Here is a 13,836-nt window from a genome sequence, read left to right as displayed (position 1 = left end):
ATTGACAGTTTAGTTTTTGCCAGGAAACGGACAACGAGCACTGCATTGACCGCTATCGGACCATGTCTGGTTCGTAGGGGTTGGAACTACGGGTAAGCTGTATCGCTATGATGGAACGACCATCACAGTTTTTTAAAGTAAAGAGGGGGCAGAAATGATATGTGCTGCCCTACCTGCTACTTTCCGCTAATTATTAATCAATATGTTTTTAATTATTAATCAATATGTTTTACTCTAAATTTAAAAAAATGAAAAGATTATTTGTGTTTGTTCCGGTTATCCTCCTGGTATTTCTATTAAATTCTTTTGTGCTAAAAGAAAAGGAAGCGGTAGAGAAAACAACCGAAGAGGCTAAATCAGAGCCTGTAAACATCGTTTTCAAATCTATAGATGGCGGACAAACCTGGGAGGACATCAGCAAAGGGCTGCCCGAAAATTTGCGGAAAGATAGTATCAAGGGAAATAGCTTCTTTGCAAATGATAAAGGGCTGTTTATAAGGGTTGGAAACGGACTCTATCACAGTACACCAAATGCCACAACTCCTTTTTGGACCAAAGAGATTTTCCCTGACGAACATAGCAGCATTGCCCCCGGTAAGTCCGGGATATTTGCCAACAATTACTGGGGTATAAATTTGAAAAAAACAAACGGAACGAGTGTATGGTCGCCGATTTTCGAAATTTTACTGGAGCCACGAATACGCAGCGTTTTTGAGACTGCCGGAGGTACAATTTTTATCGGAATCGACAGAGGCTTTTTTAAAACTGCTGACGATGGGAAAACCTGGAAACATGTCCATACCGGAAGCCTGGTAGGGCATTTGGCAGAGTCGAATGGCGTGCTGGTGGCGATCAGTACGGGAAGGATAATAAGATCGACCGACAATGGCGAAAACTGGGCGTTGGTGAGCAGTGAGGGGGTTGTGGCCTGGGATGTAAAAAAGATCAAAGGTGGATTCGCTGCTGTCACTTCCAGTTCAGCGTCTAATACCAGGGGGCTAATGACATCCTACGACGAAGGTAAAACCTGGCAGCCCGTTGATGCCGGCCTTCAGGGCAAAGATTTTAAGGATTCAATATGGCGGACCTGGGATGATCGCCCTCTTTTGAAAGCCTACATGACTTCAATTATCCAGGTTGGTGAAAACTTATTTTGTATTCATCCTGACGGCATTTTCAGATCATCAGACAAGGGGAAAACATGGAAATTATTACTTCCTTCTATAGAAAATAAGGTCTTCAATTTATTTGTTTCAGGCAACGTGATCTATGCCATACCCAGCAAGGGGGGATGTTGAAAACTCAGATTAACATTCATGCATTGTTTAAAATTACCGCAGGTGGCGGATATGATTAGTTGTGCACAGCTGAAAAAAATAAAAACGATGTAAAAAAGTATAATGATACTGATGATGGTGGCAACAGGATTTTTTTTGCTCCGGGCAAAGTAGTACAGATTCTGTTTATACAGGAACTGTTGATTCGGTAAAAGCTATAGGTGTTGTCCCACGCGGACCTAACGGCCCAACCAAAGCCGGCCTTGCTAAAGCCTTATTACGGTCACCGCACAACAGCAATATTCTAAAGCCGTAAACGAACAGATCACCCAGGTGGAAACCAACCTATCGGGAGGCTTGGTTATCGACGGTAAATTGCATTCCATTGCTGAAAGGATGAAGCATTACAATGTATGTCCGATTCGGCGAAGCAAGACTTCTCTTCTGGCAAAGTCAAAGCCATCATTGCCGGTCATGCTGAAAGCCACACAGATTCAAGAGATAAACAAGAGTAATAACCATGCGCCCCGGTGCTTTCGTTTGACGGGCAGGAGATTTCTTCTAACAAGCATAATGTCAAGACATTATTTACAAAGTTTACACTTTTATTTACAATACAGATTCCTTAGGCTGAAATAAATCAAAGTATTTTTGTTGCATCAACTTTAAAAGGATAAGCCTTAAACGGATCTGATTTATCAGGAGATAGATATATGTTAATTAAACCTAAAAAAATATGAAAAAAGTTATTTATGCGCTGGTCTTACCGCTGGTTGTAGTAAGCGGACTAGTATTTGCCAATCGCGAAACCAAAAACGAAACTTCAAAAAAATCAGCCCCAAAGCCACTCTCTGCTTCTGAAAGGAAAGTCGAATTGAAAAAATGGGAAGCTACCCCTGAAGGTATAAAATTCAAAAAATGGGAAGCGTCTCCCGAAGGTCAAAAAGTGCTTGCCGGTGCGGCTAAAATAAAGAACCATACAAGTGCTTCTACCAATATGGAAGCTGTTGTAACCTCTCTTTCTCTTCCGCCAGGCTCAAGATTAGGTTTCGGAATGATGGTCAGGATTAATGGTGACGATTATATTCTTAGTTTTGGGCCGGAAAACTCTAATGAATTTCAGCAATTGCATAGACTGAAAGTTAACGACAAAATAATTATAAGAAGCCATTTTGTATCGTACGCGCCCAAGTATTCATATTCAATTGTATCGGGCGACTATGCAGAACGAGATGGTAAAATAATTTATAAACGTGCCCCTCGCAAAGGCGGCTGCTGAGTAAAGTTATGATGGAAAGACCTTTACAGACTTTAAACGTAAAGAGGGTCAGAAGTAATGAGTATTGCTGACAATTTTAAGATAGAATTATCCTTCAGTCGGTACATTTTTCGGCATCGACAGGTGGGGTCTACATTTTTATCCTGTGGACTTTTATTTTAAATTTTAAACATACAATATAACAAAACAGATTAACAATAACTTAGTGCTGCAAAAAGAGGAAGAGCGGCGTATAACATGGGGCTTGCAGCTTATCATATTTGTAATAGCTAATACTTGATCTGACAGTCAGTCATCAATTGACCCCAGCCATGTTTATATTATAAGGCATCAAACATGGTTGCTAAGTTTTGATCGAACCAATTTCAGGTTGAATATGAAATACTTATAAAACATCAAGAGATAATAAAAATAGCAAGACCCGCTCTAAGAGCGGGTCTTGCTATTTTTGTGCCCAGAACTGGATTCGAACCAGCACATCCTTGCGAACGCTGCGACCTGAACACAGTGCGTCTACCAATTTCGCCATCTGGGCATCAATGCTTCCCGTAAAACGGATTGCAAAGGTAAGCGCTTTTTTAAATTCTCCAAATATTTTATCTGATAATCAAAAAAAACTTCGCTCACCTTTGCAAAAAAATATTTTTATACAGCTACGTTAAACTCACGCAGGGTATCGTTTAAGCTTGTTTTCAGATCAGTAGATGCTTTACGCTGACCAATAATCAAAGCACAGGAAACCTGGTATTCACCTGCGGGGAATTTCTTGGCATAAGTACCCGGAATTACCACACTGCGTGCCGGTACACGGCCCTTGTATTCAACAGGCTCGCTGCCACTTACATCAATGATCTTGGTAGACTGCGTCAATACTACGTTAGCGCCTAATACCGCTTCTTTCTCTACTACTACACCTTCTACTACAATACAACGGGAGCCGATAAAACAACCGTCTTCAATGATCACCGGACTTGCCTGTAATGGCTCCAGTACACCACCAATACCAACACCACCGCTCAGGTGCACATGTTTGCCTATTTGTGCGCAGGAACCAACAGTAGCCCAGGTATCCACCATAGTACCCTCATCTACAAAAGCACCGATGTTTACATAAGATGGCATCAGGATACAACCTTTGGCAATGTAAGCACCATAACGTGCAATCGCATGAGGAACCACGCGCACACCTAAATCTTTATAGTTGGATTTCAGCTTCATTTTATCATAGAATTCAAACGGAGGTAACTCCATTGTTTCCATTGGCTGAATAGAGAAATACAGTAATATCGCCTGTTTTACCCACTCATTTACCTTCCAACCATTGTCAGTTGGCTCAGCAACTCTCAGATGTCCCTTATCTACTGCCTCTATTACTGCTTTTACTGCATCTGTGTACTGCACCTCTTGTAAAAGACTGCGATCAGCCCAGGCAGCCAGTATTTGTTGTTGTAAATCCATCTTTTTTTATTTTTTGCAAACATAATACCTAGAAAATAAAATTACGAATTACGAATTGTGAATTACAGATTTATGGGAGATATTAGCGAAGATCTTCACATAATCTGCCTCATAAGTACGTAATTCGCAATTCGTAATTCGTAATTTTGACTTTTGACTTCGCAAAAATTTATGAAGATAGGATTCGATGCCAAGCGCGCTTTCCAGAACGATACAGGTTTAGGTAACTATAGCCGCACGCTCATATCATCACTGGTGACGGGCTTTCCGGAGCATGCATACTATCTGTTTGCTCCTAAGCAAACAAATATGTATGACATAAGCGAATGGCCGGATCTGCAGGTGGTACTGCCTGAAAAGGCTGTCCATCGCTGGTTTAAGTCTGCCTGGCGCAGCCGCTTTGTGGTAAAAGACCTGCAACGGCATCATATAGATCTTTACCATGGACTCAGCCATGAATTACCCTTTGGCATCCACCAGAGCGGTATTAAATCGGTGGTAACGATGCATGATCTTATTTTTGAGAGATATCCCCGGCAGTATAATCCGGTTGATGTGCTCACCTATCGCCGGAAGGCCCGCTACGCCTGCCGTTATGCAGATAAGGTAGTGGCTATCAGCGAGCAGACACGCCAGGACCTGATCACATATTACAATACCCCGGCAGATAAAATTGAAGTAGTATACCAAAGCTGTGATCCAGCCTTTGCAGTGAGTCACACAGCTACGGAGATAGCGGCACTGAGGACTAAATACCAGTTGCCTCCCCGGTATTTTTTATATGTGGGTTCTATCATTGAACGTAAGAACCTGTTGGGGATCGTAACGGCCATGCATACACTAAAAGGAGAGGTTAATCTGCCTTTGGTGGTGCTTGGCAGCGGTGGTGAATACAAGAAAAAAGTAAAAGCTTACCTGGAAACCAATGGCCTCACACAACAGGTGATATTCCTCAATGAACATGGCCGCCTGGAAAACAATGAGCTGCCGCTGCTCTATCAGGGCGCTACGGCATTACTTTATCCCTCGCTTTTTGAAGGCTTCGGTATTCCTATTCTGGAAGCGCTGTGGAGCCGTACACCGGTGATTACGTCTATAGGTTCCTGCTTCGCGGAAACAGCGGGCAATGCGGCACTTTATGTGGATCCACTGAATCCCGGCACCATTGCCGCCGCAATGCGGCAGATAGTGAATAACCCGGTATTGGCAAAGGATATGCAGGAAAAAGGGTGGAAGCATGCACATTTATTCACACCGGAAAAATGTGCGGCAGACATGATGAAAGTATATAGGAAGCTAAATAACTAAGATCAAAAGAGTAACATACATATGATTTTTGAAGATGATATCAGCGCAGCTATGCCGGTACTGCGTAACGGCGGATTGATCCTGTACCCTACAGATACCATCTGGGGCATTGGCTGTGATGCTACCAATGAAGCGGCGGTGCAAAAAGTATTTGCCCTCAAACAACGTAGCGAAAGCAAAAGCCTGGTGGTACTCCTGGCCGATGTACGCGACCTGTTGCATTATGTGGCCAATCCCCGCCCGGATATTGCCGATATCATCGCTGGCTTCACCCGTCCTACTACAGTGATCTATGAAGGTGCACTGGGCCTTGCGCCAAATGTGATCAGCGAAGATGGCAGCATTGCTATCCGTATTGTAAAGGACGTTTTTTGCCGGCACCTGATCAAGCGACTGCGTAAACCACTGGTATCTACCTCTGCAAATATCAGCGGAGCGCCCGCCCCGGCACAGTTTAGCGAAGTGTCGCCGGTAATAAAACAAGGAGTGGATTATATTGTACGTCACCGGCAGGAAGAAGCCGCCGGTAACGTTGCATCCAGGATCATCAGGATAGGAAAAGATGGTTCAATCGCGATAATCCGGGATTAAAATTGTTTATTTATTACATTTGCGCCCTGGTTTCAGCGAAAGGAATAAAATTTAACAGGAATATTTTTATATGATCAGCAGCAAGCCGTTGGACATACCCTGCTCCCTGCAGGAAAGAAAAGTGCTGGAGAAGATAGCACTGGCAGCCCATGAACTGGGTGTACCAGCCTATCTGATCGGTGGCTTTGTGCGGGATAAACTGTTGGGAAGAAGAACAAAAGATATGGATGTAGTGTGTGTAGGCGATGGTATCGCACTGGCACACAAAGTAGCAGAGAGCTTAGGCAATAATATTGCAGTGAACTTCTTTAAGACCTATGGCACCGCCCAGGTAAAATGGAACGACCTGGAAATAGAATTTGTTGGCGCCAGAAAAGAAAGTTACCGGCAGGAGTCCCGTAACCCGGAAGTGGTGGCTGGTACCCTGGAAGATGACCAGAACCGCCGTGATTTTACGATCAACGCATTGGCCATCAGCCTGAAAGAAGCCAATTATGGCACACTGCTGGACCCCTTCAACGGACTGGCGGACCTGGATAAAAAAATTATCCGCACACCACTCGCACCGGCTCAAACTTTTAGTGATGATCCGCTACGGATGATGCGCGCTATCCGCTTTGCGTCGCAGCTGCAATTTACTATTGAAGCCACCGCATTTACCGCTATTCAGGAAAATGCAGAACGCATCCGTATCATTTCCCAGGAAAGAATTACAGATGAGTTTAATAAAATAATGCTTTCCCCTAAACCCTCTGTGGGACTGGACTTGCTATATAAGGCCGGACTCCTCAAAATCATCTTCCCACAAATGATTGATATGGTGGGTGTTGAGATGTATGAAGGAAAAGGGCACAAAGATAATTTTTATCATACCTTGCAGGTAGTTGATAATATAGCAGAAAATACACGTGATCTCTGGCTAAGATGGGCAGCACTGCTGCATGATATCGGTAAACCTGCTACCAAAAAATTTGAACCTGGCCATGGCTGGACATTCCATGGACACGATGCGGTGGGAGGTAAAATGGTCACCCGTATTTTTACCCGATTCAAATTACCATTACATGATAAAATGAAACTGGTAAAGAAGCTGGTAGAACTACATCTCAGGCCTATCAGTCTTACAAAAGAAAATATAACGGATTCGGCTATCCGAAGATTACTATTTGATGCAGGTGATGATATAGATGGATTGATGATGTTGTGCGAAGCAGACATCACCTCAAAAAATAAAACCAAAGTAAAACGTTACCTGGAGAACTTTGAGTTAGTGCGCAAGCGGTTGAAGGAAGTAGAGGAGAGTGACCGGATCCGCAACTGGCAGCCTCCGGTAACCGGCGAAATGATTATGGAAACATTCGCGCTGCAACCGGGTAGGATCGTAGGTGATCTGAAAAGCGCCATCAGAGAAGCTATTCTCGATGGCGAAATCCCTAACACGTACGAGGCGGCATACGCATTTTTGCTGAAAAAAGCAGGTGCATTGAATCTTACCCCAGTTAAATAAAATTGGTAATTTTACAGAGCCGAAAATACACGAATAATTATAATCACTGCACTTAACCGAGTGTTTAAACATTTATATAACTTATAACCTTTTTGTCATGCCGGTTTTGAAATTCAGAGTTTACTGGGAAGAAGATGAAAGTGTCTACAGAGACATCGCCATTAAGCCGAATCAGACGTTTTTATTATTTCATCAGGCAATTCTGCAAGCATTCGAATTTGATTCAAAACATAAAGCTACTTTTTTCCGTAGCAACGATAACTGGCAACGTGGCCGGGAAATAATCCTTGAATTGGACAAACAACCACGTAAGGCGGAGCCCTTGCTGATGGCGGAAACCATTATTGCTACGGCAGTAAAGGATCCCAATCAGAAATTTATCTATCTCTACGATTTCGCTAAAAACTGGTCGTTCCTGGTAGAACTGATCGGTGTTTCCAAAGATGAAAACAGCAAAGTAGTATACCCTTCCTGTGTACGCAAAGAAGGCTTGGCCCCCAGCCAATATGGCACCAAAGGGCTGGTTGGCGATAAGCTGGTAGAGATGGAAGAAAAATACGACCTCAATAAAGAAGGTATGGATGCAGACGGCTTCGGCGAAGAAGGGGAAGAAGAGGAAGATGCTATGGGCAGCGATGGTGGTGAAGAATTTGGCGGAGAAGAAGAGAATAATTTCTAATTATAATAAGTCGCTGATAGAAAATTACGAATTACGAATTGCGAATTACGGATCGGGGCGATCTTCGCTTATAACACCGTAATTCACAATTCGTAATTCGTAATTTTTTTTAATATGGGTTCATGCAAAAAACAGTCATAATTATTGCTGGTCCTACTGCTTCCGGTAAAACAGCATTATCCGTACGAATAGCACAACTGTTCAAAACTGCCGTTATTTCTGCAGATTCCAGGCAATGTTACCAGGAAATCTCCATTGGTACGGCTAAGCCATCACCTGAAGAACTGGCCACTGTTCCGCATTATTTCATCAACTCACATAGTATTAAGGAAGATGTAAATGCGGGGATATACGAAAAACTCGCGCTGCAATACACGCAACAAATATTCGAAAAGAACGATGTAGCAGTCATGTGTGGCGGCACCGGTCTTTATATCAGGGCTTTCGCGGAAGGAATAGACGATATGCCGGTTATTGCTCCAGGCATTCGCACCCACCTGAACGAACAGTTTGCACAACACGGCCTTGTATGGCTGCAACAACAACTACAGGAGCGGGATCCTGCATTTTTTGCAACAGCAGAAACGCAAAATCCGCAACGACTTATCCGCGCCCTGGAAGTACTGGATGCAACAGGACAATCCATTACCACTTTCCGTAGTGCTACCCGCTCTCCACGCAATTTCAGGATCATTAAAATGGGTATTACTTTACCCAAAGAATTACTGCACCAGAACATTCATCACCGCGTAGATCTCATGATGCAAGCCGGTTTGGTGGAAGAAGTCAGATCAGTGCTCCCTTACCGCGAACACAACGCCTTACGCACCGTAGGTTACCAGGAAATATTTAGTTACCTCGACGGATATATCTCTTTAGATGAAGCGGTAGAAGATATTAAAACACATACCCGCCAATATGCAAAACGCCAGCTCACCTGGTTCAAAAAAGATCCTGCATTTGAATGGTTTGATGCCAGGGAAGGAAAGGAGATGATTACCTGTTTGCAGCAAAAACTTTGATACGAGATTAATCGAATGACAGACGAATGCGAATCGAAAGATAGTCGAATGTCAACACAAGGATAGCATAGTTTTAAGACGGAATAAAAATATAAAAGCAACAGCCTGTTACAGACCAACTGTAACAGGCTGTTGCTTTTATAAACATCGCTTCTATCTTCGCAAATCAGGATAATCATCCTGATCACAAAAATCAGCGGTTTAGAATTTAAAACCTACAGTCATTATAATATTGCTCCTGGTATAATCCAGTGTGGCTGCTTTAGGTGTGTAACCTGCATCAACAACAGTATATGGTTGATACCTGTCTTTACCTTGTGTATAACTATAGGTCAGATCAGCATAGATACCTTTGTTGCGGATACCCAGGCCACCACTGTATACTTTACGGGATGCATCTACACCGGCGTTATAACTGTCACTACTATACGGATTTCCGTAAGCAGCAAAACCTGCTCTTACCGCATAGAGAGATAAGAATTTCACTTCCGCACCCACTTTAACATTGGATACCGACTTGTATATAGCACTGATATTACCATTGAGTTCACTTTCAAAATTCCGGTCGTTGCTCATTTTGAACTTGCCGGAAGATTGATTTACATATTCATAATCAGCGGTAATGAAACCCTGTGTTTTCTTCGGATCAGTAATATCACCGATGAAGTAGGATGCACCACCCATTGCGCGAAAAGGTGCTGTATAGTTATAATCGTTTTCTTTCGGATATCCGTTCAGGATATCATTAGAGGAATAACTGGTAACTCCTCTGGTACCTTCTACATCGGCCGTCATGTCTGCCGTGTAGCTGTCGTGCATACTATAGAAAGTAGGTGTATGTATAGCTGCTCCCAATCTGAAGCGGTCTGTTACCTTATACAGGATACCAAATTTGGCACCTATACCTAAACCAGTACGTTTCAGGTATTTTTTATAGTCAAAATAGTTAAAGTCGTTGTTGTGATTACTGCTGGCATCATCTTCCGACCATGTCAGGGTTTCCTTGTAATTGATACTGGGAAGAGCTACACTGGCGCCGATGTATAAGCGGTCGCCGTAGTTACCGCCTACTGCAAATGCGTATTCATTGAGTCCTCCTTCTGTTTCAATGGTACCACGTTGCTGCAGCGCAATAGGACCACCCACCTGTCTTGTTGGAGATGCTTTGCTTAGTGGTTCAATCTTACCGGTAGTAGGATTGGTATATTGATCAATGAGATAGGTTTGGTAAGCGAGACTGGCGCCCAGCGGAAATCCTGATTTATAGGCATCACCGTTCTGGCCCACCAGGTCATCTACCCAGGAATCGGAGTAGGAAGACACATTATTATAGCCGGCAATAGCAAATTTATTATTGTAATTCGCCAGGCGGTTCATGCCGATGGAAAAAGTAATATTGTTCCAGGAGCTGCTGCCGCTGTGTTTATTAGTAGCAAAAATTACCCCGATGTTAGGGAGCTGGAAGTTTGTTCTGCTTCCTTTATTATCAGCAGTGTTATTATTCTGATACATGGAAGTATTGCCGCTAATCCCTACACCAGCAGAAATAAGGAATTCCCCTGTTTTAAACATGGCAATACCTGCCGGGTTAGTATGCGCGGATGAATAATCTCCTCCCAGTCCAACACCTGCGCCACCAAGTGCCTGTGCTCTCGCACTTCCGATAGGTTGATTGGGTGAGTAAAGTAGTGCGTCGTTGGAACTTTGTGCCATGGCTGTTACAGATATAAACAAGCCGCCTAAAAGAGGATAAAGTCTTTTAATCATATACTGTATTCTTAAAATTGAGATTGCTATGCGGGTATACTATTGCTAATACTAACGTGTTCGCGATATGCTGTATAACGTTTCATCAATAGAAAACGTGTGCAGGTATAAAAAATAAGCGTAGGTTTTTATGCTACGCTTATCTTGTAAAATGTTTTTATTAACGGCCTCCTCTGGAAGGGCGGCTATATCCGCCACTACCGCTGCTGCTACCACCGCTTACACGACCGCTGCCTGAGCTGGGAGGTGTATAACTTGGTGTAGATGCTGGTCTGGAGTATTCAACTCTTTGTGGGCGGGAATAACCACTATTGTTACCGCCGCTGTTTTGATAATTGCCGGAAGGTCTGGTAACAGGTCTTTCAGAATTAGACTGCTGGAATATCCGGCGTGGTCTGTCTGAAGACGGAGTACCACCATTGTAACCACCAGTTGATGGTTGTAATGTGCCGCTTCTGGAAGGGCGGGTATATCCGCCGCCGCCATTACCACCACTATTGGTATAAGTAGGTCTTGATATTCTTTCGTTGCTGCCTCTTACCGGTCCGTAGGAGTTGGAAGGACGGGAATAATAACCGCCACCGTATCCGCCATGGCCATAATAACCGCCGCCATAGTATCCACCACCATAAAAACCACCACCGTAGTAAGGATAATAACTGCCGATGTAAGGGTAACCCCAGCCACCGCCGTAAAACCCTGTACTCCATGGGCTACAATAGCCACCACCGTAGCCAAAGCCGAGACCAAAGCTTAAAGAAGGGCCATAGAAGCTGCTATATGGACTATACATCATGCCAAAGCCACTGTAAGGGCTCATGCCGTAATAATTATTCATATAAAGACTGGAGGATGCTGCGTTATAACCATCCCAGTAGCCACCGGAATAGCTGTTGCCGCTGCTGCCAAAACGGTTCAAACGACGTTGATAGTCGCCCTGATCTTCATCCTGGTAAGTTACATAAGTACCTTCTTCGTCTGCAGCCTGGGTATAATTGGCATTTTCATCCTGCTTACTGTTACCATTTGAGCCATTGGTGGAAGCATAGGTACGTTGCTGCTGACGCGGAGAATAATACACATCGTCCGGGGTCTGAGCCGTCTTGTATGTACTGGAACAGGCTCCCAATGCGAGCGATCCGGCCAGTGCAATATATAGTATAGGCTTCATTTGAAATATATTTTATGCGTGATTCGTATAGTAAATTTACTCCTTTTTAACGAATTTAACAGGAAGAAAGTTACAATAACACAGGGTACGTTATATTATTTTATGATAACTATTTGTCGCTTTACGATTATCATCTATGTTTGTGACATTTTCTTCTTATGTACTAATATATTAAGACAAAAATTAAGCCAATTCATGCTTTGTCAGCTGCGGCAGCGGCCTAATTTTTACATGACAAATTGAAGACAAGACAGATCAAAATCAAGGATATATAAATAAGGGATATTTTTTATGAGTAAAGAGATCACAGCCCGTTCAGAAGACTATTCAAAGTGGTATAACGACCTGGTGTTGAAAGGCGGACTGGCAGATTATTCTGCTGTACGTGGATGCATGGTAATAAAACCATACGGGTTTGCCTTATGGGAAGCCATGCGCGATGTTTTGGACCGTAAATTCAAGGATACAGGTCATCAGAATGCATATTTCCCCTTGTTCATTCCTAAAAGCTTTTTGAGTAAAGAAGCAGCTCACATAGAAGGATTTGCAAAAGAATGTGCTGTAGTAACCCACTATCGCCTGAAAAACGACCCCAACGGTGGCGGTGTAATCGTAGACCCGGAAGCTAAACTGGAAGAAGAACTCATCGTTCGCCCTACTTCCGAAACTATTATCTGGAATACTTATAAAGACTGGATACAGTCCTACCGCGACTTACCCCTGCTGATCAACCAGTGGGCAAACGTAGTGCGCTGGGAAATGCGTACGCGCCTGTTCCTCCGTACCACTGAATTTCTCTGGCAGGAAGGGCATACTGCCCATGCTACCCAGGCGGAAGCAATATCAGAAACTGAACAGATGCTGAACATCTACGCTGATTTCGCGGAAAATTTCATGGCTGTACCGGTAATACGCGGGGTGAAATCTGCCAGCGAAAGATTTGCAGGCGCAGTAGAAACCTATTGCGTGGAAGCAATGATGCAGGATGGTAAAGCTTTGCAGGCTGGTACCTCTCACTTCCTGGGTCAGAACTTTGCTAAAGCATTTGATGTACAATTCTCCAATAAAGAAAATAAGCTGGAACACGTTTGGGCTACCTCCTGGGGCGTATCTACCCGCCTCATTGGTGCCCTGATCATGGTGCACAGCGATGACGAAGGCCTGGTAATGCCGCCCAAAATTGCCCCTATTCAAGTGGTGATTGTACCAATTTATAAAGGCGCTGATCAAAAAACAGCCCTCGATGAAAAGGTAAACGTTATTGTAGCAGAACTGAAGCGTGCAGGCATCAGCGTTAAATATGACGATTCAGATAATAACCGCCCGGGATGGAAGTTTGCAGAGTACGAACTGAAAGGCGTACCTGTTCGCATAGCCATTGGCGCCAGAGATCTTGAAAATAATGTGGCAGAAGTTGCCCGCCGCGACACAAAAGAAAAAATGAGCCTGTCACTGGATGGTTTACCAGCCCGTATCCAGGAACTGTTGGAAGAAATTCAGCTCAACCTCTTTAATAAAGCAAAAGCTTTCAGAGATGATCACATTACATTTGTGGACACTTTTGAAGAATTTGAAAAAGTGCTGGATGAAAAAGGTGGCTTCGTGTCTGCTCACTGGGATGGAACAGCTGAAACAGAAGAACAGATCAAAGACCGCACAAAAGCTACTATACGCTGTATCCCGCTCAATAACCCGCAGGAAACAGGAACTTGTATACTAACAGGTAAACCATCCAAAGAAAGGGTGTTGTTTGCAAGAGCATATTAGGAAGGAATTA

11 protein-coding genes and 1 tRNA gene are annotated in these 13,836 nt (G+C 43.6%); 8 read left to right on the top strand and 4 right to left on the bottom strand.

Features of this window, described 5'->3' with window-relative positions; genetic code table 11:
- Nucleotides 1-248: 248 nt before the first annotated feature.
- Together CLV51_RS17120 and CLV51_RS17110 are read left to right on the top strand one after the other, a co-directional pair.
- Nucleotides 249-1,298, top strand: coding sequence for a WD40/YVTN/BNR-like repeat-containing protein (locus CLV51_RS17120; protein WP_211302032.1), 1,050 nt, complete (start codon nt 249-251; stop codon nt 1,296-1,298).
- A 715-nt stretch (nt 1,299-2,013) separates the two neighbouring features.
- A complete protein-coding gene (locus CLV51_RS17110; protein ID WP_106529273.1) occupies nt 2,014-2,556 on the top strand; it encodes a hypothetical protein in 543 nt (180 codons plus the stop codon).
- Nucleotides 2,557-3,007: 451 nt separating this feature from the next.
- Here CLV51_RS17110 and CLV51_RS17105 read toward each other — a convergent pair.
- Together CLV51_RS17105 and CLV51_RS17100 are read right to left on the bottom strand one after the other, a co-directional pair.
- Nucleotides 3,008-3,091: transfer RNA gene (locus CLV51_RS17105), tRNA-Leu, on the bottom strand.
- A 110-nt stretch (nt 3,092-3,201) separates the two neighbouring features.
- Nucleotides 3,202-4,014: a 2,3,4,5-tetrahydropyridine-2,6-dicarboxylate N-succinyltransferase gene (locus CLV51_RS17100; protein WP_106529272.1), complete on the bottom strand. Its 813-nt coding sequence runs from the start codon at nt 4,012-4,014 to the stop codon at nt 3,202-3,204.
- 171 nt (nt 4,015-4,185) lie between these two features.
- Here CLV51_RS17100 and CLV51_RS17095 point away from each other — a divergent pair, with 171 nt between their 5' ends.
- The 5 genes from CLV51_RS17095 to miaA all read left to right on the top strand — a co-directional run bounded on the left by CLV51_RS17095 (nt 4,186) and on the right by miaA (nt 9,121).
- Entirely contained in the window at nt 4,186-5,322 is a 1,137-nt protein-coding gene (locus tag CLV51_RS17095) for a glycosyltransferase family 4 protein (RefSeq protein WP_106529271.1), read from the top strand.
- Nucleotides 5,323-5,343: 21 nt separating this feature from the next.
- Nucleotides 5,344-5,913, top strand: a complete 570-nt coding sequence (locus tag CLV51_RS17090) for an L-threonylcarbamoyladenylate synthase (protein ID WP_106529270.1) — start codon at nt 5,344-5,346, stop codon at nt 5,911-5,913.
- A 70-nt stretch (nt 5,914-5,983) separates the two neighbouring features.
- Entirely contained in the window at nt 5,984-7,420 is a 1,437-nt protein-coding gene (locus tag CLV51_RS17085; RefSeq protein WP_106529269.1) for a CCA tRNA nucleotidyltransferase, read from the top strand.
- Between the two features lie 97 nt (nt 7,421-7,517).
- Nucleotides 7,518-8,099 (top strand): IS1096 element passenger TnpR family protein, encoded by a 582-nt coding sequence (locus tag CLV51_RS17080; RefSeq protein ID WP_106529268.1) that lies wholly within the window; start codon nt 7,518-7,520, stop codon nt 8,097-8,099.
- A 122-nt stretch (nt 8,100-8,221) separates the two neighbouring features.
- Entirely contained in the window at nt 8,222-9,121 is a 900-nt protein-coding gene (gene miaA, locus CLV51_RS17075; protein WP_106529267.1) for a tRNA (adenosine(37)-N6)-dimethylallyltransferase MiaA, read from the top strand.
- A 201-nt stretch (nt 9,122-9,322) separates the two neighbouring features.
- Here the strand turns inward: miaA and CLV51_RS17070 are convergent, their stop codons facing one another.
- Nucleotides 9,323-10,888, bottom strand: coding sequence for an OmpP1/FadL family transporter (locus CLV51_RS17070; protein WP_106529266.1), 1,566 nt, complete (start codon nt 10,886-10,888; stop codon nt 9,323-9,325).
- Nucleotides 10,889-11,048: 160 nt separating this feature from the next.
- Nucleotides 11,049-12,059, bottom strand: coding sequence for a hypothetical protein (locus CLV51_RS17065; RefSeq protein ID WP_106529265.1), 1,011 nt, complete (start codon nt 12,057-12,059; stop codon nt 11,049-11,051).
- 291 nt (nt 12,060-12,350) lie between these two features.
- Between CLV51_RS17065 and proS the strand changes: the two genes are divergently transcribed.
- Nucleotides 12,351-13,826, top strand: coding sequence for a proline--tRNA ligase (gene proS / locus CLV51_RS17060; protein WP_106529264.1), 1,476 nt, complete (start codon nt 12,351-12,353; stop codon nt 13,824-13,826).
- Nucleotides 13,827-13,836 lie beyond the last annotated feature (10 nt).

Source organism: Chitinophaga niastensis, from assembly GCF_003014755.1.
GTDB lineage: Bacteria > Bacteroidota > Bacteroidia > Chitinophagales > Chitinophagaceae > Chitinophaga > Chitinophaga niastensis.
Note: the sequence above shows the minus strand (reverse complement) of the source record. Positions and strands in the feature narration are given on the sequence as shown.

Excerpts from the sequence above, each read along its gene's own strand:
- proS (WP_106529264.1), top strand. The coding sequence starts at position 12,351 with ATGAGTAAAGAGATCACAGCCCGTTCAGAAGACTATTCAAAGTGGTAT.
- CLV51_RS17090 (WP_106529270.1), top strand. The coding sequence starts at position 5,344 with ATGATTTTTGAAGATGATATCAGCGCAGCTATGCCGGTACTGCGTAAC.
- CLV51_RS17100 (WP_106529272.1), bottom strand. The coding sequence starts at position 4,014 with ATGGATTTACAACAACAAATACTGGCTGCCTGGGCTGATCGCAGTCTT.
- CLV51_RS17085 (WP_106529269.1), top strand. The coding sequence starts at position 5,984 with ATGATCAGCAGCAAGCCGTTGGACATACCCTGCTCCCTGCAGGAAAGA.
- CLV51_RS17095 (WP_106529271.1), top strand. The coding sequence starts at position 4,186 with ATGAAGATAGGATTCGATGCCAAGCGCGCTTTCCAGAACGATACAGGT.
- CLV51_RS17080 (WP_106529268.1), top strand. The coding sequence starts at position 7,518 with ATGCCGGTTTTGAAATTCAGAGTTTACTGGGAAGAAGATGAAAGTGTC.
- CLV51_RS17070 (WP_106529266.1), bottom strand. The coding sequence starts at position 10,888 with ATGATTAAAAGACTTTATCCTCTTTTAGGCGGCTTGTTTATATCTGTA.
- miaA (WP_106529267.1), top strand. The coding sequence starts at position 8,222 with ATGCAAAAAACAGTCATAATTATTGCTGGTCCTACTGCTTCCGGTAAA.
- CLV51_RS17110 (WP_106529273.1), top strand. The coding sequence starts at position 2,014 with ATGAAAAAAGTTATTTATGCGCTGGTCTTACCGCTGGTTGTAGTAAGC.
- CLV51_RS17120 (WP_211302032.1), top strand. The coding sequence starts at position 249 with ATGAAAAGATTATTTGTGTTTGTTCCGGTTATCCTCCTGGTATTTCTA.
- CLV51_RS17065 (WP_106529265.1), bottom strand. The coding sequence starts at position 12,059 with ATGAAGCCTATACTATATATTGCACTGGCCGGATCGCTCGCATTGGGA.